This window comes from Lacipirellulaceae bacterium (assembly GCA_040218535.1).
Lineage (GTDB): Bacteria > Planctomycetota > Planctomycetia > Pirellulales > Lacipirellulaceae > Adhaeretor.
The window spans coordinates 752348-775607 of sequence record JAVJRG010000012.1; the positions used below are offsets into that span (position 1 = coordinate 752348).

18 protein-coding genes are annotated in these 23260 nt (G+C 57.4%); 10 read left to right on the top strand and 8 right to left on the bottom strand.

The features are described from left to right. Positions 1 to 90: 90 nt before the first annotated feature. Both RIB44_17135 and RIB44_17140 read left to right on the top strand, forming a co-directional pair. Positions 91 to 2022: a glycoside hydrolase family 44 protein gene (locus RIB44_17135; protein MEQ8618298.1), complete on the top strand. Its 1932-nt coding sequence runs from the start codon at positions 91 to 93 to the stop codon at positions 2020 to 2022. Between the two features lie 51 nt (positions 2023 to 2073). Continuing rightward, a complete protein-coding gene (locus RIB44_17140; protein MEQ8618299.1) occupies positions 2074 to 3408 on the top strand; it encodes a PQQ-binding-like beta-propeller repeat protein in 1335 nt (444 codons plus the stop codon). Here the strand turns inward: RIB44_17140 and RIB44_17145 are convergent. The 5 genes from RIB44_17145 to RIB44_17165 all read right to left on the bottom strand — a co-directional run bounded on the left by RIB44_17145 (position 3393) and on the right by RIB44_17165 (position 9497). Then, on the bottom strand, positions 3393 to 4979 hold the full coding sequence (locus RIB44_17145) for a hypothetical protein (protein ID MEQ8618300.1): 1587 nt from the start codon (positions 4977 to 4979) through the stop codon (positions 3393 to 3395). The two genes, RIB44_17140 and RIB44_17145, sit on opposite strands and share 16 nt — an antisense overlap. 583 nt (positions 4980 to 5562) lie before the next feature. Beyond that, positions 5563 to 7593 (bottom strand): sigma-70 family RNA polymerase sigma factor, encoded by a 2031-nt coding sequence (locus RIB44_17150; GenBank protein MEQ8618301.1) that lies wholly within the window; start codon positions 7591 to 7593, stop codon positions 5563 to 5565. A gap of 165 nt (positions 7594 to 7758) precedes the next feature. Then, on the bottom strand, positions 7759 to 8328 hold the full coding sequence (locus RIB44_17155) for a LemA family protein (GenBank protein MEQ8618302.1): 570 nt from the start codon (positions 8326 to 8328) through the stop codon (positions 7759 to 7761). 111 nt (positions 8329 to 8439) lie between these two features. Continuing rightward, positions 8440 to 9144 carry a hypothetical protein gene (locus tag RIB44_17160; GenBank protein MEQ8618303.1) on the bottom strand — a complete coding sequence of 235 codons (705 nt, stop codon included), beginning with the start codon at positions 9142 to 9144 and terminating at the stop codon, positions 8440 to 8442. Positions 9145 to 9212: 68 nt separating this feature from the next. Further along, positions 9213 to 9497, bottom strand: coding sequence for a hypothetical protein (locus tag RIB44_17165; protein ID MEQ8618304.1), 285 nt, complete (start codon positions 9495 to 9497; stop codon positions 9213 to 9215). A 345-nt stretch (positions 9498 to 9842) separates the two neighbouring features. On the opposite strand from RIB44_17165, the gene argH reads away from it, so the two are divergent. The 5 genes from argH (at position 9843) to hemA (ending at position 16991) form a co-directional block, all read left to right on the top strand. Continuing rightward, positions 9843 to 11270 (top strand): argininosuccinate lyase, encoded by a 1428-nt coding sequence (gene argH / locus RIB44_17170; GenBank protein MEQ8618305.1) that lies wholly within the window; start codon positions 9843 to 9845, stop codon positions 11268 to 11270. Between the two features lie 111 nt (positions 11271 to 11381). After that, positions 11382 to 13625 (top strand): hypothetical protein, encoded by a 2244-nt coding sequence (locus tag RIB44_17175; GenBank protein ID MEQ8618306.1) that lies wholly within the window; start codon positions 11382 to 11384, stop codon positions 13623 to 13625. Positions 13626 to 13674: 49 nt separating this feature from the next. Continuing rightward, positions 13675 to 14736 (top strand): sigma-54 dependent transcriptional regulator, encoded by a 1062-nt coding sequence (locus RIB44_17180; protein ID MEQ8618307.1) that lies wholly within the window; start codon positions 13675 to 13677, stop codon positions 14734 to 14736. A 75-nt stretch (positions 14737 to 14811) separates the two neighbouring features. Beyond that, positions 14812 to 15717, top strand: a complete 906-nt coding sequence (gene ccsA, locus RIB44_17185; protein ID MEQ8618308.1) for a cytochrome c biogenesis protein CcsA — start codon at positions 14812 to 14814, stop codon at positions 15715 to 15717. Beyond that, on the top strand, positions 15714 to 16991 hold the full coding sequence (gene hemA / locus RIB44_17190; protein MEQ8618309.1) for a glutamyl-tRNA reductase: 1278 nt from the start codon (positions 15714 to 15716) through the stop codon (positions 16989 to 16991). Before ccsA ends, hemA begins: the two co-directional genes overlap by 4 nt. Before the next feature lie 100 nt (positions 16992 to 17091). Here the strand turns inward: hemA and RIB44_17195 are convergent, their stop codons facing one another. The 3 genes from RIB44_17195 to RIB44_17205 form a co-directional block, all read right to left on the bottom strand. Continuing rightward, a complete protein-coding gene (locus tag RIB44_17195; protein MEQ8618310.1) occupies positions 17092 to 17601 on the bottom strand; it encodes a hypothetical protein in 510 nt (169 codons plus the stop codon). Between the two features lie 109 nt (positions 17602 to 17710). Further along, the gene (gene scpB, locus RIB44_17200; protein MEQ8618311.1) at positions 17711 to 18490 is read right to left on the bottom strand and encodes an SMC-Scp complex subunit ScpB; all 780 of its coding nucleotides are present in this window, start codon (positions 18488 to 18490) and stop codon (positions 17711 to 17713) included. A 43-nt stretch (positions 18491 to 18533) separates the two neighbouring features. Further along, positions 18534 to 19094 (bottom strand): hypothetical protein, encoded by a 561-nt coding sequence (locus RIB44_17205; protein ID MEQ8618312.1) that lies wholly within the window; start codon positions 19092 to 19094, stop codon positions 18534 to 18536. 164 nt (positions 19095 to 19258) lie between these two features. Between RIB44_17205 and RIB44_17210 the strand changes: the two genes are divergently transcribed. The 3 genes from RIB44_17210 (at position 19259) to dnaN (ending at position 23256) form a co-directional block, all read left to right on the top strand. Beyond that, positions 19259 to 20458, top strand: a complete 1200-nt coding sequence (locus tag RIB44_17210) for a cysteine desulfurase family protein (GenBank protein MEQ8618313.1) — start codon at positions 19259 to 19261, stop codon at positions 20456 to 20458. 90 nt (positions 20459 to 20548) lie between these two features. Next, entirely contained in the window at positions 20549 to 21739 is a 1191-nt protein-coding gene (locus RIB44_17215; GenBank protein ID MEQ8618314.1) for a DnaA/Hda family protein, read from the top strand. A 401-nt stretch (positions 21740 to 22140) separates the two neighbouring features. After that, positions 22141 to 23256, top strand: coding sequence for a DNA polymerase III subunit beta (dnaN, locus tag RIB44_17220; GenBank protein MEQ8618315.1), 1116 nt, complete (start codon positions 22141 to 22143; stop codon positions 23254 to 23256). Positions 23257 to 23260 lie beyond the last annotated feature (4 nt).

The following is a 23260-nucleotide window of genomic DNA, read 5'->3' on the forward strand; positions in this document are numbered from 1 at the left end:
ATCCTGCTCATCCTGTAGACCCTGTCTAAAACATCGTCGTGTTCGTTGTGTCGTCGTGGTTAATGTCTGAGTAACGACTAGGAACAGAAAATGGCAATGTTGAATCGATGCTTGTCCGCTGCTGCGCTGATCGTGTTTACGCTGGGAGTTTCCGTCGAGGCACAACTCATCACGCCTGACGATCCAGGCCCAAGCGATGTGCGGCTGACGATCAACTCCTCTCTCAATCAGAAAGCGATCTCGCCTTACATCTACGGCATCAACTCCTACGCGGAGTCTTCCTGGAACAACCCGGTGAAGTTCGATCGCAACGGGGGCAATCGCTGGACCGGCTATAACTGGGAGACGAACGCCTCGAACGCGGGGAGCGACTTTTTTCACTTCAGCGATAACTTTCTCGTCAACTTCCAAGCGAACACGCCGCCAGGTGAAGCGGTGCGGCCATCGCTTGTAGATGCTGGAAACAATAACCGTGCTTTGCTGACGACCATTCCTCATGCGGGTTATGTTTCCGCCGACACGAACGGCGAAGTCTTCGTCAGTGAGACCGCCCCCTCCGCACGTTGGCACGCAGTCGAAGCGAAAAAGTCGACCATCTACCCGGGCTCTTCGCTCTCGCTGACGCCCAACTTGACGGACAATTACGTCTTCACCGATGAGTTCGTCAATTGGGTGGAGCAAACCAAACAGCCAGGGCAAGAAGTGTTTTACGCCTTGGATAACGAGCCGGGCCTGTGGGCGGAAACGCACTCGCGACTGCATCCGTCCAAGGCGACGTTTGCGGAAGTCCGGGCCAACACCCTTGAACACGCCAGTGCAATTAAAGATGTCGCCCCAAATGCAAAAACCTTCGGCCCCGTCGGCTACGGCTGGCAAGGTTTTTTCAATCTGCAAAACGCACCCGACGCGACAACGGCTCCGGCCGACGAAGGCGTCGGTGAGTTGAACTTCCACGAGTGGCTCTTGCAGGAAGTGGCCGCGGAAGAAGCGGTGCAAGGCCGCACGCTACTGGACGTGCTCGACCTGCACTGGTACCCCGAAGCGCGCGGCGGAGGGGTGCGGATCATCGAAAACAACAGCGCTCCGGCCGTCGCCGCGGCCCGCGTGCAAGCGCCTCGCTCCTTGTGGGACCCAACTTATCAGGAAGATAGCTGGATCACTAACGATGTCATCGGGCAGCCGATCCAACTCCTTCCGCGCGCCCAGAACGACATCGACCAGTTCAAGCCAGGGACGCTGCTCGCCTTGACCGAATATAACTATGGTGGGACGAATCATATTTCCGGCGGCGTGGCCCAGGCCGACGCGCTGGGGATCTTCGGCCAGCAAGGGCTGTTCGCCGCCTCGCTATGGAACCTGCATGGCGAAGCGAATTCGCAGTTTGCGTCCGCCGCCTTTAACATGTACTTGGACTACGACGGCCAAGGAAGCGAGTTCGGCGATACCTCAATCGAAGCCGGGACGGATGAAATTGCCGAGTCAGCCGTTTATGCAAGCCTCGACTCCGAGGACCCAAACCGAATAATCGTCGTCGCGATCAATCGGACCGATGCGCCGTTGGATGCGGCGATCGAAGTGACGCATGACGAGCGCTTCGACGAGGCTGCCATTTACCAGCTCACCGACGCTGGGGCGGCCCCTGTTGCTGCAGGCGTCGTTACGCTCGATTTGGTGAATGCCCTGCTTTACGAAATGCCCGCGATGAGTGTCTCGACGATTGTGCTTACGCGTTTCGACGATGGCGACTTCAATCATAACGGACAGGTCGAAACTGACGACTTAGACGAGTGGGACACCAACTACGGCTTAACGAACGCCCTGCACAACCAGGGCGATGCCAACCGCGACGGCACGGTCGACGGCAGCGACCTGTTACGTTGGCAGCAAAGCCTCGGTGAGACGGGAGAATCTGCTATAAAAGTGGTGCCCGAGCCCACAAGTGTTTTCCTCCTACTATTACCGATGCCGTTATTGGCTTGGGACCGTAGATTAGGCCATCCCGATGTATCGGGACACGGATGACACGGAGTTTATCGTAACCCGAAGCGTAAGCGAGGGAAAAACCCTATTGGGATGCCCCCTCGCTTACGCTTCGGGTTACTAAATCGGACCTTCTCAAAAAGCCTCCAAATCGAAAGCCTCAACGAAGCTATGCACATCCGCCGGACCAGTTTCTATATCGCTTTGTTTTTTTTGTTCAGTCCGCAACTTCTACTGGCGAAGAGCGATCTTTGGCCTCAGTGGCGGGGACCGCAACGGGATGGGCAGGCGGTGGAAGAGGATGCGGCTTGGCCGGAGAAGCTTGACGAGGGGATGCTCGTTGAAAAGTGGCGGAAACCGTTTGGGCCGAGCTACTCCGGCCCCATCGTCACGGCTGACCGCGTGTTCACGACCGAAACGCGCGGTGAGAAGCAGGAGTACGTTTTCGCATTGAATCGCAAGACAGGCGACCAGCTCTGGGAGCAACACTGGGACGGGGCGATGAAGGTCCCCTTCTTTGCCGCCAGCAACGGTAGTTGGATTCGCGCCACGCCGGCATACGATGCCCAAAGCGACCGGCTCTACGTCGCCGGCATTCAGGATGTGCTGGTTTGCGTTGATGCAAAAACTGGCGAGAAAGTCTGGAGCGTCGACTTCAAAGAAAAATACGGCACGCCTAATCCAGCTTTCGGTTTCGCTTCGTCGCCGCTCGTGGATGGGGATGCCGTCTACGTGCAAGCGGCAGAGTCGTTCATCAAAGTCGACAAGAACAGCGGCGACATCCTCTGGCGAACGGCTGTCGAAGAAGGCCGCATGAACTCCGCCTTTTCTTCGCCAACAATTGCCACTGTCGCCGGAGTTCGGCAGTTGCTGGTGCAAATGCGGAACGACCTGAAAGGAATCAGCATCGACGACGGTAAGGAACTTTGGTCGCAGCCGATTCAGGCGTTCCGAGGAATGAACATCCTCACGCCACTAGTCGTCGGCGAGAGCACGCTCTTCACTAGCGCTCACAGTGGCCGATCGCAGTTGTGGCAGATCAAGCCCTCCGGCGATGGCGCATTCGCTGCAACTGAAGTGTGGCAAGCAAAGGCGAAAGCCTACATGTCGTCCCCGGTGATCGTCGGTGATTTCCTCTACATGCACTTACAAAACCAACGGTTCACATGCCTCGACCTCAAGACCGGCGAGGAGAAGTGGCGTACGAAGCCCTTCGGAAAGTATTGGTCAATGGTCGCCCAAGGAGACAAGATTTTGGCTCTCGACGAGACGGGTGATCTACGGCTGATCAGAGCGAATCCCGAAAAGTATGACCTGCTTGACGAACGGCACATCACCGACGCTAGCAGTTGGGCGCACGTGGCCGTCGTCGGTGGCGAGGTGTTTGTGCGAACGCTGGATGAGCTGATTGCTTACCGGTGGGAGTAGCTACTCCGATGGCGTCGTCGCTTTGACAAGGCGGCTAAGCTGCAAGCGGCTAGCAGTAGAGCGCTCGGTTCGGGGATCGTGGTGATTTGCCATGCGAGGGCATAATCCCAATCGACGCTTGAGGTCGAAGTCACTCTTAATTCGTAGATGCTTCCCGCAACCAGGCCGTCAAAATAGAGGTTCTCCGTGTTGTGGATCAGGCTGTTGGACGACGCAACCACGACTTCGGAAACAGGAACTGTGACGTCGACAAGCTCTAAGTTGAAGTCGTTGACCGTTGTTGTCAGCGAGGCACCAACAAGGTCCACCTTGGCATTCCAGGCGAGGGTTGTTTGCAGAAGATCGCCATCTTTGGCAGCAATAAACCGGTAGGTGCCGGTAGCGTTTGAGCCCCCAGCCCCACCGAAGCTCGGATCGTAATCCCAACCACGATCACCAATCGCCACCGAGAGGCCATCTTCGACGCTATCTTGCTCGCCAGCGGCCAGAATGTTGTAACTATTGAAGATGTTCATCTGGCCAGCACCGTAATCGAGATCCAGATTGTTCGTCGTATCGACGGTGTAATCGGTGAGATCTGTGAAGGCCGGATCTCGGAAGCCTGTCACGTGCCGATCAGTTCCAGCCATCAGCACCGCTTTGATCACTTCGGAAGTTTCCGCGTGATTGATCGTCCGCGTCCGGTTGGTGATCGTTCCATTAGACAGCGCCGCGGCTTGTCCCGTCTCTAACAGCAATGCTGAGGCTGCTGAGACCATCGGCGCCGCCCAGCTTGTTCGCTGTAAGTTGTTATCAAAACGAAAGCCGGGCGTCACCAAATCAGGAGCTTGGCGACCTGCAATATAGGTCGAATTAAGAGCGGTCGTTCCCTCGACGTGATTGCCATTGGTAAGGCCGACAGAGATTTCATTGTACGCATCTTTGAGCAGCGGCTGATTGGCACCGCTGTTGGGAACTCCAGCGACCACGATGAGGTCGTCCTGCTCGACAATGAAATCAGTCCGCTGCAAAGCGTTGATCGTATCCGAAGCGTTGGGAAAAGCACCGATCCAGCTATGGTTCGAAACCCGTGCCGTCGTCACCACCGGTGCACTTGCGGTCCCACGACGCAGGAAACCGTTGGCAAGCCAGTGATTCGCTTCGAAGACATCAATCGTGCTGATCCCAGGAGCGATGGAGTTCGTGTTGCCAAAGAAATTGCGTCCAACGGTCGAAGAGTGCGGCGAAGTTCCGCCATCTGCTGAAGGGGCTCCGGCAATGAGCGTCTCGTTGGTAAGTGTCTTGCCGACGAACTCGCCGCTGGAAGGGAAGTAGTGGCCCGCACTTGGTCCGCTGGCGATTTCAGCCTCAACCTGTTGAACTTCGATGCTGCTACCCGTGGGAATCGAGCCACCAAGTTGCGACTGCAATTCAGGGAAGCCCATGAGGTCGTTGTAAGTGGCTTCCGAGAGAGAAGCTGCCGAGAGACTCGCGGCAAGGCTAAGGAAAAGAACGCGGCCCCACGGCAAAAGATTTGCGCGCAGAACGCTTGCGCGGCTGGTAGAGAAAGCTAGCGATCGTGTCCGGGTCATTAGACTCGTCCGTTGTCAAAAGGTGTGCGTCAAAGGTTGCCAGAACGGCACAGACCATCGGCTGGGCGGCGAAAGCGGCCCTGTTCCTGCCTTGCTCCAGAATAACCAGCCTAGGAAGATTTCGCCAGCTTTTGCCAGGGCAGCGGAGGGAGCGAATCTCCTTATTTTCGGCCCTTTTTACGGTTTTCGCTCAAGTCCTAGGTTGTGTAAGAAGTTTCACACGCCTGTAAAAGTTGCAGGGTCAGGACGTCCTTTCGAGCCACAAAACTGCGGATAACAGCCTGATTGAGCAATTCCACAGTTTGGCACGCGATTCGCGTTACGATTCTAATGCTGAGTGGTCGGCCCGGAACCCGACTACTCGCCCCGGAGACCAGGAAGGTTTCCACGTGTCACTTCTTCACAACTTTGCATCCCCACGGAAAGGGAGATCTCTCATGGCTAACCCCGCACTAATCTTTGGCTGCTTTGGCGTTGTGGTTTACTTTTTCTTCGAAGGCATGCGGTAACGAATTGCGGAATTCGAAGTGTTGATTGCGGAACGGTCTAGCCGTCGAGCTACACCTCGACCGGAAGTTTTCCGCTAGTAACGTAGGCCTTTAGCTGCAGGTTGCTGCCAACTGGAATTGGATCGCTCAGGATATTTCGCGGAAGTTACCTGCACTTGCGGTTCCTTCAGATAGTCTGACAAGTGTGTTTTGATCAGCTCCTCGGCCTCCAAGAGCGATTTACCGGCAACCTTCACGCGTCCGTACATCGGCCCCAAGGCTACGGTCCCCATCGGTTCCACCGCGTAGTTTCCACTTATCGGTGCCTCAGGCAGCGTCCCAATCGCTTGAATGTTAATCGTCTCGCCGGGATCAATTTTTCCGTTGCTTGCTTTTTGAGCGAAGGGATCTGACCCAAACGATGGTTGTGGGACGGCACCGACAGTGACCCTTGAAGACTGGGCTGGGCGTGCGTCCAAGGCATCAGGAGCAGCTTGATACTGCATTGTATTGTCTCTTGGCACAGGCGTCGCATCGTAAGTGTAATTCTTGAGGTCTCCGGCTTGCCGTCTCACTGCCGGCTGCGGCGGGTTCTCTTGCAGTCGCTTTTCAAGCTTCTCTACCCGTTCGATTTGCTTGAGCCGACCGGCCAACTCCTCAACTTTCGACTCGCACAGTTTCACCTCAGCATGAAGCAGCGTAGCTTCGACCAGTAATTCGCGTTGTTGGAAAGCACTACCAGTTGCGTTTTCCTTCATTGCCGCAGCCCGATTCTCTTTGAGGTCTGCTTGATTGCTAAGTCCTTCAGCCTTTAGCGCCCAGTATTGACGCTCCAACTCCAACTGCTTCTTCCCACCCGCGGGCAACTCGATAGCCGACCCCATCTTGATAGATGCGGGTGCGGCGTAAGTTGGCTCGAAGGGGGTTGGAGCGGCCACAGTCCAATCAGGCATCGGCATAGGTTTTCGAAAAGAACTGTCGAACGACTGCGGTGGTTGTGAAGGTGCTACGATTGCCGATCCGGGCTTCTTCACTTCCAGATCGTCGAAAGCATCTAGTTCGACCGCTGGTGGCGGGCTATCCGCCGGAATGGGCTTCGCTACCTCGTCGATTTCAACAAACCTTCTTGCCGGGCGACTTGGCTGCAAGGGGGCATCAACTTCTGCCGCCTCGTGGACCGTCGACTTCGTCTCATTCGCCGCCAGTAAGTCAACCGCAGCGCTTGCGGTTTCGCCGCGTGAAGTTATTGAAACATCCTCCTTAGCGTTCACCTGCGTCAACAACACGGCAGCCAAGGCCACGGCAAGCACTCCCGCGGCCGGTTTCATCATCGTCGCAACAGTCATAGCAGCGATCCCTTTATGGGCTAGAGAACCGACAACTTGAGCGCCGTCGGGAAGTGGTAATTTGGTGCGAAACGCGAGTGCTAGTCCGGCAGTCCCTGCCGGGAGTGCAAGGGGCAGCGTCGCCGCGGAAGCTTCAAACGCTGTGGCGGTGACAGCCATCGCCGCGGAGAGTGCCACGCCCCGCCGGGCCAGTCGGCTCCGCAACATTCCGCGAGCCCTAGCTAGACGTCCTTTGACTGCCGCAGTGGTGCAACCGAGCTCCTCAGCAATCGCGGCCCGCGACTTCGCTTCGAAGTAGTGGAGTATCAAGGGGCGCTGATAGCGTGCTGGCAGTGCGTGTAGCTCTTCCATCAACGCAGAAGTCTGTTCACTCGCGGCAACCGCACTCAGTTGATCTTGGTAATTAGGTTGCTCATCGGCTGCCAACTCACCCAGTTGCTCCTGTGCTAGCGACTCTTCTCGTCGCCGTCTCCGCCGTTCTTTCAATCGCAACGCGGTTCGAAATGCCACGCGATAGAGCCAAGCCGCGGCTGAGTCGTTCGCTTTAATCGTGTGCGCCTTGCGAGCCAGAATGAGAAACGTCGCTTGAAAAGCATCCTCGGCATCTTGCCGCTGCCTGAGGATCTGCCAGCAGACAGACCAGACGAGCGTGGAGTGCGACTCAACCACCTCTGCAAACGCCGCTTCATCCCGATGCCTGACGAAGCGCATCAGCCGCTCGCCATCGGTCGGCGGAATCGCCTGCGTCGCGGGCGTGCTTTCGGTAAGTAAGTCGTACATGGAAAGTTGTTCGCCGACGGCCTTGGTCGTCGTGCACGATGGAACAGATCTGAGGTGCTGCTAATAAGATAGAGTCGCGATGAGGAGAAGCGGCCCTCGAATTTTGCCAGGAAAAGCGAAAACATCGTGTTTTCACGGCAAATTCGCGGCGACCAAGGTCGTCGGCTAACTTTTCAGCGACACCCGAGGCACGACGCGTTCTGCTTCGCTAGCAAGCTCGAAGTAATCGGCTCGCTCAAAGCCAAACATTCCGGCAATGACGTTCGAGGGAAAGCTTTCGCAGAGCTGATTCATCTCGCGGACGTTGCCATTGTAAAACCGTCGAGCCGCGGCAATGCGGTCTTCGGTGTTTGCCAGCTCGGTTTGGAGAGCCAAAAACTGCGTGTCAGACTTCAACTGCGGATAGCCCTCGACCAAGGCGAACAATTTTTTCATGCCGATGGCCAGTGCCGTTTCGTCCACCCCCTGCTGCGTCGGCGTGCCGTGGCTTTGGCTAGCGCGGGTGCGCAGTTCGGCAATTTCGCTCAACACTTCTTTCTCATGGGCAGCATACCCTTTGACGCAAGCCAAGAGGTTGGGGATCAACTCGTACCGCCGTCGCATCTCGACATCGATGTCCGACCAGCTTTCGAGCAAGTGCTGCCGTACTCGCGCAAAGCGGTTGTAGTTAGCGATGACAAACAGTCCCAGAAGAAAGAGGACGCCGAGCGGTATGAAGACGGGAGCGTATTGCATGGTCAAGAATATAGCCGAGGGAACATGCCTTGACGAAGATGGCGAGCCTGCGTTCTCGCCACGGATTGCACGGATGACACGGATTTTGAGTTGTACAGTATGGCCGAGTAACTAAACTCGCGCCTTGCTTTCAAAATCAGCTATCAGGTGCTGCGGCCACAAAGAGAAAAACTCTTGAGACCACTGTAAGTGCGTGAGAAACTCCTCCGGTTTCCAGATGCCTCCTTCTTGGATGCACAGCCAACCTTGCTGAACATCGATGATTGGCCCGCGACGGTTCAACAGAAACTCCATCATCCGGGGATGAACTAGGTCGTAGGCAAAGCGCTTGTCTTGGCTCTTCACATGGAACTTGTCGCTGAACTCCGCGGACTCGAAATCGATGTCGTCGAAGCCAAAGAAGCTGCCCACGCGATCAAAGAAATGCTCCGGGCGAATCGTCAAACTTGGTACGCCGCTAAGAGGAATCTCAACCACCAGATAACTTCTATGGTGGTGGGTCGTCTTGGACTTGCCCTTGGAATCGGTTGATCGGGTCGCGTAATGGTAATCACCCATCTGCGCGGACTGCAGGCCCAAGGGCGTCTCGATCTGGCCGACAAGCGTGTTGTATGCGAAGCGATTTGATCCACGCCTGAACAGATCGAACTGGGCGAAGCGCTCGTCATGCCCATGATCCCGAGCTTGTGTGTATACCCACCCGAGCGAATCGGCCAACTGCGACAAAGCCGCCCGCCGTTTCTTGGCCGCCTGGTGAGAATAGTATCCCAACACGCCGAAGATCAAGACAAGCAGCACGATGAGTACAATTGCCAAAGTGGGCACCCACCTTCCGAACTGGATCATGCTGTCGAGATCACTGGGCAAAGGCTAGGCCTCAAATACTACGCCTCGAAAGCCGGTTTGCCGAAGGCAGATTCCTCTTCTTCCTGCTCCTCATGCTTGTTTGGAAGCGCAGTGCTCTCCACAATGTGTCGGATCTCTCTGCCATCCATACCGCTGTCGACTAACTCGCGTTTGAAAGCCAGCTCCTGGCGGTGGGACACAAACAGTCGCACTTGCTTGGCAACCTCGCAGAGGGTGATGCAACCGAAGATGATCATCACGATGAACACCACCATGTTGAAGGGAGGAGGCATGCTCACGATGGCGTCGAAGAGAGATTTCATAGTTCCTGGCTCGCAATTAGGGACAGAGTCTGATCACTGTTCGTTGGGCAAACCTCGATCTTGCTATCCTAGTCGAAAACTTCCATAAAACCCTAGCCCCAGGCGCGAGCCTGGGGTTGAACTCTTCACACCGCGTGACGTTGAAACCCGCTCGCTCGCGCGAGGGGCTAGGATTGGAGTCACGACGTGAATCCGGGGCCAAATCGTGCTTAAATACTAGGCTCTCCGTGCCCGCGGCACATTGACTTCTCGCCCTAAGGCGTTTAAGCTAAAGAGCTTGGCGGGATTTTCTTCATTGCACAACCGATTCCGATTTCGTTTCCAAATCCCAGGCAAGCAGGCAACGTGGCGCCCTCCTCACAGTCTAACGCTGGCTCACAATCTGAAGCCGAGAAGAGTGCGAAACCCTGGGGTGGAGTCTTCGACGGACAAACCGCGCCGTTGGTTGAAAAGTTTACGGAAAGCGTTTCTTACGACCAAAGGCTCTACACCCAGGACATCCGCGGCAGCGTCGCTCACGCGCAGATGCTCGCCACGACGGGCGTGCTAACTGAGGACGAAGCCGCTCAGATCGTCACCGGCCTCGAAGAGATCGGTCGCGAGATCGCTGCCGGCACGTTCGTCTTTCGGCAAGATCTCGAAGATGTTCACATGAACATCGAACGAGCCCTCGTCGAGCAAATCGGCGACGTCGGTCGCAAACTGCACACGGGACGGAGCCGCAACGATCAAGTCTCAACCGATTTTCGTCTCTGGATTCGCGAAGCAATCGATCGGGCCGATCGACTGTTAGGCGATCTCCAACGGGCTTTCGTGAGCCGCTGTGATCAAGACGCGGGAGTCATTTTGCCTGGGTACACACATCTGCAGCGCGCTCAGCCCGTGTTGGCCAATCACTATTGGCTGGCCTATTGCGAGAAGTTCCAACGTGACCGTGACCGGCTTGCCGACTGCAGAAAAAGAGTGAATCAACTTTCGCTCGGAACTGCCGCGATGGCGGGGACGACGATCGACATTGATCGCCAGCACGTCGCCGAGGCTTTGGAGTTTGAAGGGCTCGTTGCCAACAGCCTCGATTCCTCGAGCGATCGCGACTACGCCATCGAGTTCGCCTTCGCGCTGACACTGATTGCCGAACACCTCAGCACCTTGGCCGAGGAATGGATTCTGTGGTCCACCGTTGAGTTCCGCTTTATTAAGCTGCCCCAGGATTACTGCACGGGCAGCTCGATCATGCCACAGAAGATCAACCCGGATGTGATGGAGCTCATCCGCGGCAAGACGGCCCGCGTGGTGGGCAATCTGCAGGCCCTTCTCGTACTCGTGAAGGGCCTGCCGCTCGCTTACAACCGTGATCTTCAAGAAGATAAAGAGCGTGTGTTTGATTCGGCCGACACGGTTGAAGCCTGCCTCGAATTGGCCGCCGCCGTGGTTGCAGGTGCCGAGCTGCAAGTGGAGGCGATCAACGAACGACTCGAACGAGGCTACCTCGACGCGACGACGCTGATGGAACACCTCATCAAGCTCGATGTTCCCCAACGAACCGCTCACGAGATCATCGGCAACCTCGTTGCCAAGGCCATGAAGCAAGATGTACCGCTGGCCGATTTGCCGTTAGAGACTTTCCAAGAAGCCCACCCTGCCCTCGATGAGTCCGTTTACGAAGTCCTCGGTGTGGAACGCGCCGTTGCCGCGTTCCGCAGCGTCGGCTCAACGGCCCCAGACCGCGTCGCTGAGCAAGTCGCCAAGTGGCAGCAGCGGTTGAAAGCGTAATCGTTGGATTCAGTCGCGAAGCGACGACACCACCTAGCCAGGGGCGGGAGCCCCTGGGAGAAGTCACTCCCCTGACCAATAGCCCCGAAGGGGCGACACATGATTCAAACCATGCCCAAGCCTTTCACGTCTCTCGTTGTCGCACTCGGTATAGTCGCGACGCTTGGGGTAACTTCCTTCGCCCAGGAGGAAACCCCAGCCGTCAATGTCGAGATCGACGTTGCCGACCCACTCGACAACCCGGCAGTCGCGGCTGTGCTGGAGCAAGATCGCACGACGCCTGCCGAGCAACTTCAAGTGGTGGCGACGCTTGTCGACTTAGGCTATCCGAGTGTTGCCGAGCCAATTCTCCAAGAAATCGTTGTGGCGAATCTCTCGGAAGAGAAGTTGGTCTCACTGGCGGATCGGTTTGGATCTGCCCGTTTGGTGCGACTTGTCCGTCAATCTCGAGATCCGGGTATCAAGGCTTCTCCGAAGTTTCAAAAGGCGGCGGCCACACTGGTCCAAAGCATCCTCGACGCGACTGACAGCAGAGCACGCGATCCTGAGCGGATCGCTTCCCTGATCGCGAAGCTGAGTGACGAGTCCGATGCCGTTCGCCGGCAAACTCGCTCCGACCTGAGCGTCGGAGGAGAGCCAGCGATCGTCGCCTGCTTCAATGCACTGGCCGCCACGGAAGAGGAAGACCTGCGGGCGCAGCTCCTCGCAACTTTGGCGTTGATGCGACATGCCGTGGAGTCACCTACGCTCGCCGTGCTCGCTCGTGGGAAAGGCCTAGTCCAACGCGACGCGGCTGAGCTGGCAGGACATCTACGCATGAAGGATGCCCTGCCCTACCTGTCATTGTTTTCGATCCAGGGAGACGAAGTCCCGGCATCTCAAGCCGCGCGGGCAGCGCTCGCGAAGTTCGGCCTGCCCATGCCCTCACCGGCAGAGGCCTTCGAGTTGGCTCGCCGCGACTTAGCAGCAAGTCGGCAGGGGCCGCCTCCGGTGGCGCTCTCGATCGACGAGGAGGGCCCTTGGTGGACCTGGAATGCCAAAACGAAAACCCTTTCAAAACAGCAATTGCCGGCCCGGATGCTGCGGATCAAATCAGCGTCTCGACTGGCTCGCGTCCTGAATCTCGGCGGCATGCCGCCCGCAGCCGATCTACGCGAGACGATGCTACTGATCGCCGCCGAAGAAGCGGGGCTGAGCGACACAGACGTTCCTGAGGATTTGAAGCAGTGGTTTGATTCGCTGAGTATCGCTGAACTAAACACAATGCTGGCCCGCGCGGTTAAGCAAGAGTATCACGCCGCTGCCGTGAAGATCGCAGAAACGCTCGGCGAGCGTGGTGACCTATCAGCAATTTCGAGCTATCACGGGCGTCCAACGGCCCTAGCCTCTGCCGTCGCCTCTCCCGACCGAGGCGTTAAGTTCGCTGCATTGCAGGCGATCATGAAAATCGCTCCGGGGCAACGTTTCCCAGGGTCGAGCGCGGTTGCTCCTGCTCTTTGGTACTTCGCCACCGGCGGCGGCGAACCGGTGGCGGTCGTTGGAGGCTCGACGATCGATCACGCGAACGCGTGGGCCGGAGCCCTCCGCGCAGCCGGTTACGATACTTCCCCGGCGACCAATGGACGTAGCGTTCTGCTCAGCGCATTCGATGTCGCACAAACCTCTAGAATGAACCTCGTTGTTCTCGATGCCAATCTCGACCGTCCCCGTATGCGTGAGGTGCTCTACCAACTTCGCCGCGATCCAAGAACGGCCCAGGTGCCCATCGCGGTGGTGAGTCCTGGTGAGCGACTCCGCGAAATGGAACCGCTAGCCGCGACCGTCCCTCAAGTCTTGGTCGAGCCACGACCCTCAGGCACCGCCGCCGTGAAGGGGTTGGTTAGCCGCCTCACGAAACTCGCCAGTTCGCCGTTTCCTGATGCCAAAGAGCGGGCTGCCCAAGCGAAATACGCGTTGGAAACCATCGCTAAGCTGCTCAAGGAAGGTCACGCCTACGATGAACTTATTCGCGACTCCGAGGTAGTGAGTAGCACGCTCTACGATCCGGCACTTACCGCTGCCTCGCTTGCCGTGCTGGAGAATCTGGGCACGCAGGCAAGTCAACTTGCTTTGGTCGATTACGCCAGTAGCGAAACTCAACCGGCCGAAGGTCGCCAAGCCGCTCTTGCAGCCTTTACTGCCAGCCACAACCGATTCGGCCTGCAGCTGACCCGCACACAGATCATTCGGCAGTACGACCGCTACAACGCAAGTGAGATCTCCAGCGAGGAGACGCAGATGATCCTCGGGAGCATTCTAGATGTGCTAGAAGGCCGAGCGGCGAAACCGCAAGCGGTTAGCGGCACAAAACCCTGATTCACTTCCTTAAACGGTTTCATTCGTCATTCCGAATTCGTAATTCCCCATGTCCCTTTCTACCCTACGCATCGACAACTCCAACGACGGCCCCGAGCCGTTGCCGGGGATCATCGGTAGTAGCCCAGCGATGGCCGAGGTCTACCGTGTGACGCGGCAGGTGGCTCGTTCGAGTGCCTCGGTGCTACTGCTGGGCGAAACGGGGACCGGCAAGGAACTGATCGCACAGGCGATTCATCAGCAGAGCGAACGCCGCAGCCGGTCGTTCGTCCGCGTGAACTGCGGCGCACTCAGCGAGAGCCTGCTAGAAAGCGAGCTTTTTGGCCACGTTCGGGGTGCCTTCACCGGGGCAATCGACAACCGGACTGGACGGTTCGAAGCGGCCCACAATGGGACGATCTTCCTCGACGAGATCAACAGCACGACGCTCCACCTGCAAGTGAAACTGTTGCGCGTGCTCCAAGAGCAGGAGTTCGAGCGCGTCGGCGATACCAAAACGGTGAAGGTCGACACGCGAATCATTGCCGCCAGCAACCGCGACCTGTTGGACTTGGCCGCCGAGGGAAAATTCCGCGAAGACCTCTTCTATCGCTTGAACGTCGTCCCGATTTACCTTCCTCCACTACGCGAACGCACCGAGGACATTCCCGACCTCGTGACCCACTTCTTGAATTTCTATAACGAGAAAAACGACCGCTACGTTGCCCACATCGAAGCGAAAGCCCTGGAAGCGATGCGTAACTACTTGTGGCCGGGTAACGTCCGTGAGTTGCAGAACTACGTCGAGCGTGCCGTCGTGATGGCTCCCGGCGACGAACTGACCTTCGACCTGCTTCCCTCGGCGGTCCGCACTGGCAAACAGCCTCGCTCGGTAGGTCCCCGGGTAATGAACTTCGAGGAGCTGACCGAAGAACTTGTCCAACAGGGCGTCAGCAGCGCCGACGAGAAGGCCGAAGATCTGCACAGCCGCGTGGTCGATCGGGTGGAGCGGGAAGTGATCTCGCAGGTGATGACCATGTGCGACGGCGTGCAAATCAAGGCCGCAGCACGGTTAGGGATCAACCGCAATACGCTGCATAAGAAGCTAAAAGAGTACGGGCTGGGCGAGTAGAATGGGTTGAGAGCCACGATCAAAAGTCACTCGCACTTCTACGTGGAGTGAATTCTTCCAAGTAACCAGGAACCCATGTCCCCAGGCGTTAACACCTTCTGTTTCGCAGCCAGCTATACCGTTGCGTTTGCGCTAGCGCTGATGGGCCTGTGGAGCCGGCCCGTCTGGCGGCGACCGGCGATGTTGCTGGCGGCGGCAGCGGGCGTCGTGGCGCATACTTGGTATTTGTGGAAGCGCATTGGTGAGTTGCCCCAAGCGCCACTCTCCAGCCCGCATGATTGGTACACGGGTGTCGCCGGGTTGTTGGCCGTCGCGTATTTGGCACTTACGCTGTATTTGCCGCGACGATCTCTGGGCTTGTTCATGCTACCCGTCGTGTTGGGTCTGATCGGTACTGCCTCTCTCTCCGAAAGGACGAGTGTTGCCTCCTTACAGGTTCCCCGCTTCTGGACGCTGCTCCATGCGGGCCTGTTGATGGGGGGAACGGTCGCCGTGCTGTTCGGGTTCGTCACGGGGCTTATGTATCTGCTGCAGAGCTCTCGGCTCAAGCGAAAAATGCCCACCAATGAGCGCTTTCGCCTTCCGAGTCTCGAATGGCTGGAACTCGCCAATAGTCGCGCCTTGGGAACGGCCGCACTGCTGATCGGGTTCGGCTTTCTGACGGGGGTACTCAGCCAGTTGTCGCATTCCGAGGGGCGTAGCGTTCCTTGGACGGATCCCGTCGTGCTTAGCTTGGCCGCGATGCTTGTGTGGTTGGTTGTGGCTGAAGGGTTTCGAGTCATCTACCCAGCGGCTCGCCGCGGGCGGAAGGTGGCCTATTTGACGTTGGCCGCGTTCGCATTTCTGCTGCTGACCTTGGCTTCGTTTACCTTGCAGGATTCACTGCATGGAGAGGCAGATAGAGAGGCGAGGGGCGAGGGGCGAGAATCTTCCGCATTCCACCTTCCGCCTTCCGCCCTGACCACAGGAGGTGTCCTATGAACCTCCGGATGGTCGGTTGTACCCATCGGGCGGCAAGCCTGGATGTGCGGCAGCAACTTGCGTTTGGCGAGAGCCAAGCGGAGGACGCGCTCAACCGTTGGCGAGAAGAATTCCCCGAAACGGAACTCGCGCTCCTGAGCACTTGCAACCGTGTTGAGCTCTATGCGGCGACGGATCAAACCGAGAATCACCTGAACGACGATCGACTTGCCGATGCGTTGCTCGGTTATCATCGCGTTCCCCGTGAACGAGTCGACACGCAGTTGACTCGGCTCTCAGAAAGCGAAGTGGTTTCGCACATTTATCGCGTTGCTTCGAGCCTCGACAGCATGGTCGTGGGCGAGCCGCAGATTCTTTCGCAGGTGAAAGACGCATACCAACGGGCCCACCAGACGGGTACCGCTGGGCCGTTGCTGCATGAGCTATTCCAGTCGGCACTACGAACCGCTCGTCGTGTGGCGGGCGAGACGGACTTGCATCGGCATCGGGTGAGCATCCCCAGCGTGGCCATCGGCGACTTTGCCAGCCGGGTTTTCGAGCGATTTGACGATAAGCACGTCCTCGTCCTCGGGGCGGGCGAAATGGCCGAGGAGACGCTCCGTTACCTTCGCGACGAGGGGGCACGCAAGATTTACGTGGCCAATCGCGACGCCCAGCGAGGTGCCGCACTAGCGGAACGTTTCTCGGGAGTAGCCGTCGACTGGGACGATCGCTGGCTGCAGCTCGGTCAAACAGACCTGGTGGTCAGCACCACGGCTGCCCAGCAGCCCATTGTGACGGCTGATGCCTTCGACAAACTGATCGCCCCCTCTCAGCGTCAGCGGTCGCTGTTCATCCTCGACTTGGCCGTCCCACGCGACTTCGAGGCAGCCGTTGGTGAGCGACTGGGCGTGTACCTTTATTCGCTGGATGATTTGGAGCTGGCCTGCGCACAGAATCGCAAAGCCCGAGCAGATCAATTGCCCCTGGCTGAAGAGATCGTCGCCGACGAAGCCCACAAATTTCTGGCCGAAGCTCGCCACCGTGCCGCGGCCCCAGTGATTACCGACTTTCGCCGCGGGCTTGAGCAGCCCAAACAGGCAGAGCTTGAGCGGCTGTTCGCCAAGCTGCCCGACCTTGATGAAAAGACGCGAGAAGAAATCACACAGTTTGCCGACCGGCTGGTCAACAAGATGCTGTACCCGCCACTGAAGTCTTTGCGAGACGCTTCAGAAGAAGGCTCGCCCAATAGTCTCATCGATGCTCTGAAGCGACTCTTTTGGCTTGATGATTAGTGGAACCAGATTCAAGACTTCTTCAGCCGCAACGCGTTAGCGTCCGGTTCTCAAGGTAACCGGGGGCTAAGGCCCTGCGGCTGATATCCTGTGACGCCCTCTAGTCCATGTCGTCGTCATCGTCGTAGCCGAACTCGTCATAGCCTTCGTCGTCGTCATCCTCTTCGTCGTCGTAGTCGTAGCCGACGCCTAGCTCATCTTCGTCGTCGAGGTCGTCGTCGAGGTCGGAATCTTCATCGTCGTCGACTTCTTCCCATTCGTCTTCCAACTCACTAGGCTCGTCGTCGCTGGGTTCGTCGTCCTCTTCTTCCTCATCGTCGTCCTCGTATTCGACGTCATCTTCGTCGTCGTCCTCGTACTCCTCGTCGTCCTCCTCCTCTTCGACCTCTTCATACTCGTATTCGTATTCGTACTCCGCAGGTTCGTCGTCGTCTTCAGCCTCGTCGTCATCTTCGTATTCGTACTCGTACTCTTCTTCTTCAGCAGTGATGACGGTTCGCTGCTTTTCTTCCCACAACTCGTCGAGCCATGATGGCTCGGAAGAAAGGCTCTTCGCTGGAAAGCTCCCTGTTGTTGAACTCCCCATTGTTGAACTCATGGTCGACGGCACGATGAATTCCCCCCTCTTCGCTGACGATACAATCATTTATTGCCCTCTCCCGCAAGCGAAAGAAGGAATTTGGGTAAGCACAAAACTCCGCTGGCAAGCAAGCGTCGCCTTAAGCAGCCTTGGGCAAACTTTCGTGTGCTTCAGGAGCGTGGGCGATCGAACGGCTTGCGTAAAGAGTTTGATCGATTGGCGGCAATTCTTCCAACCGCCGGAGCCCAAAAACTTGCAAAAATTTTCGTGTGGTACCGTACAAAAACGGCCTGCCAAGTTCCTCAGAACGTCCGACAATACGCAAAAACGACCGCTCCAGCAAGACTCTCAACATTTCGCCGCACTGCACGCCTCGAATTGCCTCAACCTCGGCTCGTACGACTGGCTGACGGTAAGCGACGACCGCTAGGGTTTCCATCGCGGGACCGGAGAGTTGCGGATCCTCCCCGCCGCCATGCAGGCGGGCGATCCAGTCCGCTGCCTCGGGGCGAGTCATCATCTGCCAGCCTCCGGCCACCTCCACGATTTCCAGCCCGCTGGACCTTTGCCTCAACTTCGTGTTGAGCTGACGGACCAGGGAGCGGGCCAAAGTTCCATCGGCAAGACTCGCCAATTTCGCCAGTTTTCTTGTTGAGAGCGGCTCCCGAGCTAAGAAAAGGACCCCTTCGAGTCGCTGGAGATCACTGGCGTTTTGCTCACTCGTGGACGTTTTACCTTCGTCCAACTCCTCGGCAATACCTGGTCCTTGCACCCCAAAGAGGCTGTCGAAACCGCTCCGCATCGGGGGCAAAAGATTTCGCTGGCAATCTGACGAACCCGTGCCAATCGAGTACCTCAGCGCCGTGCTGCCCAGCCGGGCGGCCAAACTTCTCGACAAGTTGCGGGAGCGGTTCTGCATGCTTGAAGTCTTGTTTCAAGAAGAATCCGATAGCGGCTCTCAATCAACGGATCTGCCGGTCGGCGTGCCAGACGGCAACCTCGGCAACCACCTGTGCGATGGATTCATGAGGATCGCTCGCTACGGCCTCAAATTGCTGCGTCAGAGCCGAGGATTGCGACAGAGGCATTTCGCACTGAAAACGATAAAACTGCTCCGCTTCACCCCAGGTCTGCAAGTCGTACTGGCTGGCACCCAACTCGCGGAGCTGGCGAAGCAAGGGTTCTAAATGGTCTTGAGCGTTCTTCGTGGCTGGCTGCGACGGGACTGGCTGCGACGGGGCTGCCTTGGCAACCGACTCAAACGGTTCGGGGATTGCCGCTCGTTCAGTGTCCTCCCACAACGCTGGAGGTACCTGCGTTGGCAGCGCGTTCGGCTCCCCCATCGCTTGCGGTTTCGCCGCGACCTCATCGACAGTGGTCCAACCCAACCGCTCCTTCCCCGCCTGCACAATCCCACCAAGTGCATGGCGAGCTTCCTCGGGAAGCTGATCGTAAAAGATCCACCCGGCAGGCAAACCAACCAGCACGGTCAGCATAATGGCAGCACGTAGAAAGGTCGTCATCGCACGGGCTCCTGAAGGCAACGGATAGCGGGCGGATCATAGTTGCCACGAAATCACGTCCCAAGGTCGAATGAGCTGAAGAAGGTTGAAATGCTAGCAACGTCACGCGTCACGAGACTAGCCCGCGGGCTAACGAAAAGGCTCTGCTCTGATAGACTGCTGGCATGACCGAGAATGAGCCCATCTATCTCGATAACGCAGCAACCACACCGTTGCTGCCCGAAGTCGCCCAGGCGATGCACGAGGCTGGACTCAGCTATCCTGGGAACCCGTCAAGCCAGCACCGCCAAGGTCGAGAGGCGAGGCGGCGGTTGGAAGAGGCCCGCGAGGAGATCGGCAACCTGCTAGGCACCCAAACAACGGGAATGGAAGCCGATCGGGTGATCTTCACCAGCGGCGGGACCGAAGCGGCAAATCTGGCTATTCTCGGGCTCAACCAGCCTGAGCAACCCACAAGGGCGACAGAACTCGTTATTTCGTCGCTGGAGCACCCCTGCGTCAGCGCTCCTGCCGAGCAGCTCGAATCCCAGGGAGTGAGCGTCTCCCGATTGCCTGCGAGAGCCGATGGCACGGCAGAAATCGCTTCACTAAGCGAACTCAACCCTGAGCGACATCGGCTCGTTTCGCTGATCCAAGTCAATAACGAGACCGGCATTATCCAGCCAGTGCAAGAGGCCGCGAAGCTTTGCCAGCAGGCTGGCGTTCCGCTCCATACGGATGCGACCCAGGCAATCGGAAAGTGCCCTGTCAACTTTAGCGACCTTGGCGTGACCGCTCTAAATTGTGCCGCGCATAAGTTTCATGGACCCACTGGCATTGGCGTCTTAGTGGTCAAGCACGGGGTGTCTCTCGACCCTGGGCTTTTCGGCGGATTCCAACAAGCGGGCCTGCGACCTGGAACGGAGTCGGTTCCGCTGGCGGTGGGTATGGCAACCGCATTGCGATTAGCGAAAGAAAATCTGCACGACAACTACGAGCGATTGCGCACTCTGCAAGAACGATTCGAGCAAGCACTGAGGACCGGACAGGTTCCGGGCGAAACTCCTCAACCTGGGATCCCGGTCAAGACCGTTGGTGATCTCAAACAGCGTGTTCCGCACATTTCCAATCTGATCTTCCCGGACGTCGACCGACAGGCTTTGGTGATGGCTCTCGACCTGGCTGGCGTGGCGATCTCAACGGGCTCAGCGTGTGCTAGTGGCTCCAGCAAACCGTCTCCGACGTTGCTCGCGATGGGCCTCTCGGAAGAGGAGATTTCCGGTTCGATTCGGGTCAGTTTCTCAGCGCTGACCACAAGGGACGAAATCGACGGAGCCGCTCGCCGCATCCTCAATGTGGTCAATGGGTTACGGCAAGGAATATAACGGCTGTTTTTGACCTTCGCCGGTCCCCTTCGAGGGTCAAATCGGGTAGGCTGACGGGTTGGAAAAAACTGCTGTAGCAGGGCTCTCCAAGTGCCAGTTCTGGCGACCCTGTTCGCCCACCAAAGCTGGGCGAATTTCGCACTTTTGAACCCTGAAAAAGAAGTCTCAAAGCCCCGAAAGCGGGACGGAACCGAAGTGCTCAGCGACGTCGAACAATACGAAATCCAAGAGCTTGATCTGGGGGCGAGCGCGCCTGCAGGTGATCGCTTGGAAAGTCGCTTTGTCGTTGACGAGCAGAACCAACTGCTAGCGGCGTTGTTCGAATCACTGCTGCCTGCTGAGCATTCTTCCCTGCCTCACTGCAATCCGCTCACCCTCGTCGGTCCTTCCGGAAGCGGCAAGTCGATGCTCGCTCAAGGTCTCGTGAGACTTTGGCAATCGGATTCATCGCAGCAGACTGCTCCTGCCGAAGAGGTCGCCTACTTCACTGCGGCTGATTTTGGTCGCGAGTTGCAAGCTTTGCAGGAGGATTCCTCGGACCCTTCTGGGCTTCGCACGTGGCGACGAAGCATCCGACAAGTTGATTTGTTGGTCATTGAAGACCTCGACCAACTTCGCCAGCGAAGCACCATTCAACAAGAACTTTGCCGCTGTCTCGATGCGGTTGTGGATCGCGGTGGTCGTGTGATCGTAACCGCCAGTCGCGAACCGTTGACGCTCACCAATCTGCGCGGCGACGGAGACGCCCTGGTCGATCGTCTCTCTGCAGGGCTCGTCTTGCGACTGCAATCGCCCGGTCCGGCAGCACGACGTCACCTACTGCGATCGATCGCAGAGAATCGCAGCATTGAACTCGACGAACAGCAACTCACCACACTGGTAAATCGTTCCGGTAGTAAGCCAGCAGCAAAACTGTTCGGTTTGCTAACGGAATACGACTACGACCTACAAACGACTCGCCATGCTGAGACCGTAGCAAGCGACGTCGAGCAGCTCTCATTGAAGGAAATCACTACGGTCGTTTGTCGTTATTTGGGCCTCAAGAAGACCGACTTAACGAGCAGTTCACGGCGGAAATCACTGACCCAAGCCCGTGGCATCACGGTCGTCTTAGCCCGTCAATTGACCTCGCTGAGCTATGCCGAGATTGGGCGGCACTTAGGTGGCCGTGACCACTCGACCATGATCAGCGCTGCCGAAAAAGTCACACGCGATCGCACAAAAATACCTGCTCTCGAACACGCACTTGGAGAACTCGAGCATCTGCTGACCGCCGTTTAGCCCGTAGCCGAAGGCGTGGGATTCTCATGAGAAAGCCTCGCCTTCGGCTCAAGGCTAAACGACTGTGATTCCAACATCGAAATTCGCTCCCTATGTGGAAAACCTGTTGCCACCCTGTCGTTTCCCCTCAACACTTTCGACCTATTGACAGGCAGCGATGTGGACCCACCAACTTGCGGCTAGCTATCAACACTTGACACACATTCCTGCGACATCCTACAGACAACCTTTCCACACCAAGTGAGTCTTCCTAAACCCCTACTGCATAGAAGTTTCCACGGCTTTTTTGCCCGCTAACGACACATTCTAGCAACGCATAATTACCACTACTACAAAAGTTTAATAGATAGAAAGAAAAGGTAACCAACCTGGTTGCCTGAGAAGTAACGAAAGGAATACCTATGAAGATTTCCTGCGATCGCGAGCAACTGTTGGCGGCCTTCCAAACCGTCGCTGCAGTCGCACCATCGCGTAGTCCTAAGCCGATTCTCCAGAATGTCAAACTTGAGGTTTCCGATTCGGGGGCGACTCTTTCGGCAACGGATCTGGAGATCAGCGTCCGACACAACGTTTCCGGAGTGGACGTTCAGACCCCCGGTGCGGCTTTGCTATCGGTTACACGATTCGGTTCGATCCTGAGGGAAAGTGTTGATCAAACGCTCCAACTGGAAACCGATGGCAGCGGCACCACCATCCGCGGCGAGCGGAGCCAATTTCAGTTGCCTGCGGAAAGCCCCGCGGAGTTTCCCAACGTCACGTCCTTCGAGGGGGACGATTACTACGAGGCACCGGCGCGCTTGCTTCGCGAATTGATCCGACGGACGGCCTTCGCCACCGACAACGAAAGTAGCCGTTACGCCTTAGGTGGCGTGAAGCTCGAATTCGACGATAGCGTGTTGACCGCGGTCGGTACCGATGGTCGGCGGCTCGCCAAAATGACGGGACCAGTGACCGGCAGTGGCACACCGATCGATCCGACGCAAAATACGATCGTCCCCACACGAGCGATGACGCTGATCGAGCGGGCGGTGGCTCCTGACGATTCGGCGGTTAAGCTGGCGGTGCGTGGCAACGAGTTTGTGGTTCAGACCGAGCGAGCAACGATTGCGTCTCGCCTGTTGGAAGGACGTTTTCCCGACTGGAAGAAGGTTTTTCCCGATTCCAGCGGGGCCCAGAAGATCGATCTGGCCGTCGGACCCACGCATGCGGCCGTTCGTCAGGCGGCCATTGTGACGAGCGAGGAAAGCCGCGGTATTGACTTTACTTTTGGCAACGGAATGCTCGTGCTGGCGGGCCAAGCTGCTGAGGTGGGGCAATCACGGGTTGAGTTACCGATTGGCTACGACGGCGACGAGATCGTCATCATGCTCGATCCGAAGTTCCTGATGGAGTTTCTTAAGGTGCTTGATGCCGATAAGACCTTCGCGATGGAACTTAAAGGTGCCGACAGTGCCGCGGTTTGTGTAACCGATGATGGATTCGCGTACGTGATTATGCCGTTGGCGCGAGATCGGTAAGACA

What these genes read in the sequence shown, in the direction of transcription:
- scpB (MEQ8618311.1), bottom strand. Translation starts at nt 18,490, where the DNA reads ATGCAGAACCGCTCCCGCAACTTGTCGAGAAGTTTGGCCGCCCGGCTG.
- RIB44_17145 (MEQ8618300.1), bottom strand. Translation starts at nt 4,979, where the DNA reads ATGACCCGGACACGATCGCTAGCTTTCTCTACCAGCCGCGCAAGCGTT.
- RIB44_17135 (MEQ8618298.1), top strand. Translation starts at nt 91, where the DNA reads ATGGCAATGTTGAATCGATGCTTGTCCGCTGCTGCGCTGATCGTGTTT.
- RIB44_17175 (MEQ8618306.1), top strand. Translation starts at nt 11,382, where the DNA reads ATGCCCAAGCCTTTCACGTCTCTCGTTGTCGCACTCGGTATAGTCGCG.
- RIB44_17150 (MEQ8618301.1), bottom strand. Translation starts at nt 7,593, where the DNA reads ATGTACGACTTACTTACCGAAAGCACGCCCGCGACGCAGGCGATTCCG.
- hemA (MEQ8618309.1), top strand. Translation starts at nt 15,714, where the DNA reads ATGAACCTCCGGATGGTCGGTTGTACCCATCGGGCGGCAAGCCTGGAT.
- RIB44_17140 (MEQ8618299.1), top strand. Translation starts at nt 2,074, where the DNA reads ATGCCCCCTCGCTTACGCTTCGGGTTACTAAATCGGACCTTCTCAAAA.
- dnaN (MEQ8618315.1), top strand. Translation starts at nt 22,141, where the DNA reads ATGAAGATTTCCTGCGATCGCGAGCAACTGTTGGCGGCCTTCCAAACC.
- RIB44_17210 (MEQ8618313.1), top strand. Translation starts at nt 19,259, where the DNA reads ATGACCGAGAATGAGCCCATCTATCTCGATAACGCAGCAACCACACCG.
- ccsA (MEQ8618308.1), top strand. Translation starts at nt 14,812, where the DNA reads ATGTCCCCAGGCGTTAACACCTTCTGTTTCGCAGCCAGCTATACCGTT.
- RIB44_17180 (MEQ8618307.1), top strand. Translation starts at nt 13,675, where the DNA reads ATGTCCCTTTCTACCCTACGCATCGACAACTCCAACGACGGCCCCGAG.
- RIB44_17155 (MEQ8618302.1), bottom strand. Translation starts at nt 8,328, where the DNA reads ATGCAATACGCTCCCGTCTTCATACCGCTCGGCGTCCTCTTTCTTCTG.
- RIB44_17205 (MEQ8618312.1), bottom strand. Translation starts at nt 19,094, where the DNA reads ATGACGACCTTTCTACGTGCTGCCATTATGCTGACCGTGCTGGTTGGT.
- RIB44_17165 (MEQ8618304.1), bottom strand. Translation starts at nt 9,497, where the DNA reads ATGAAATCTCTCTTCGACGCCATCGTGAGCATGCCTCCTCCCTTCAAC.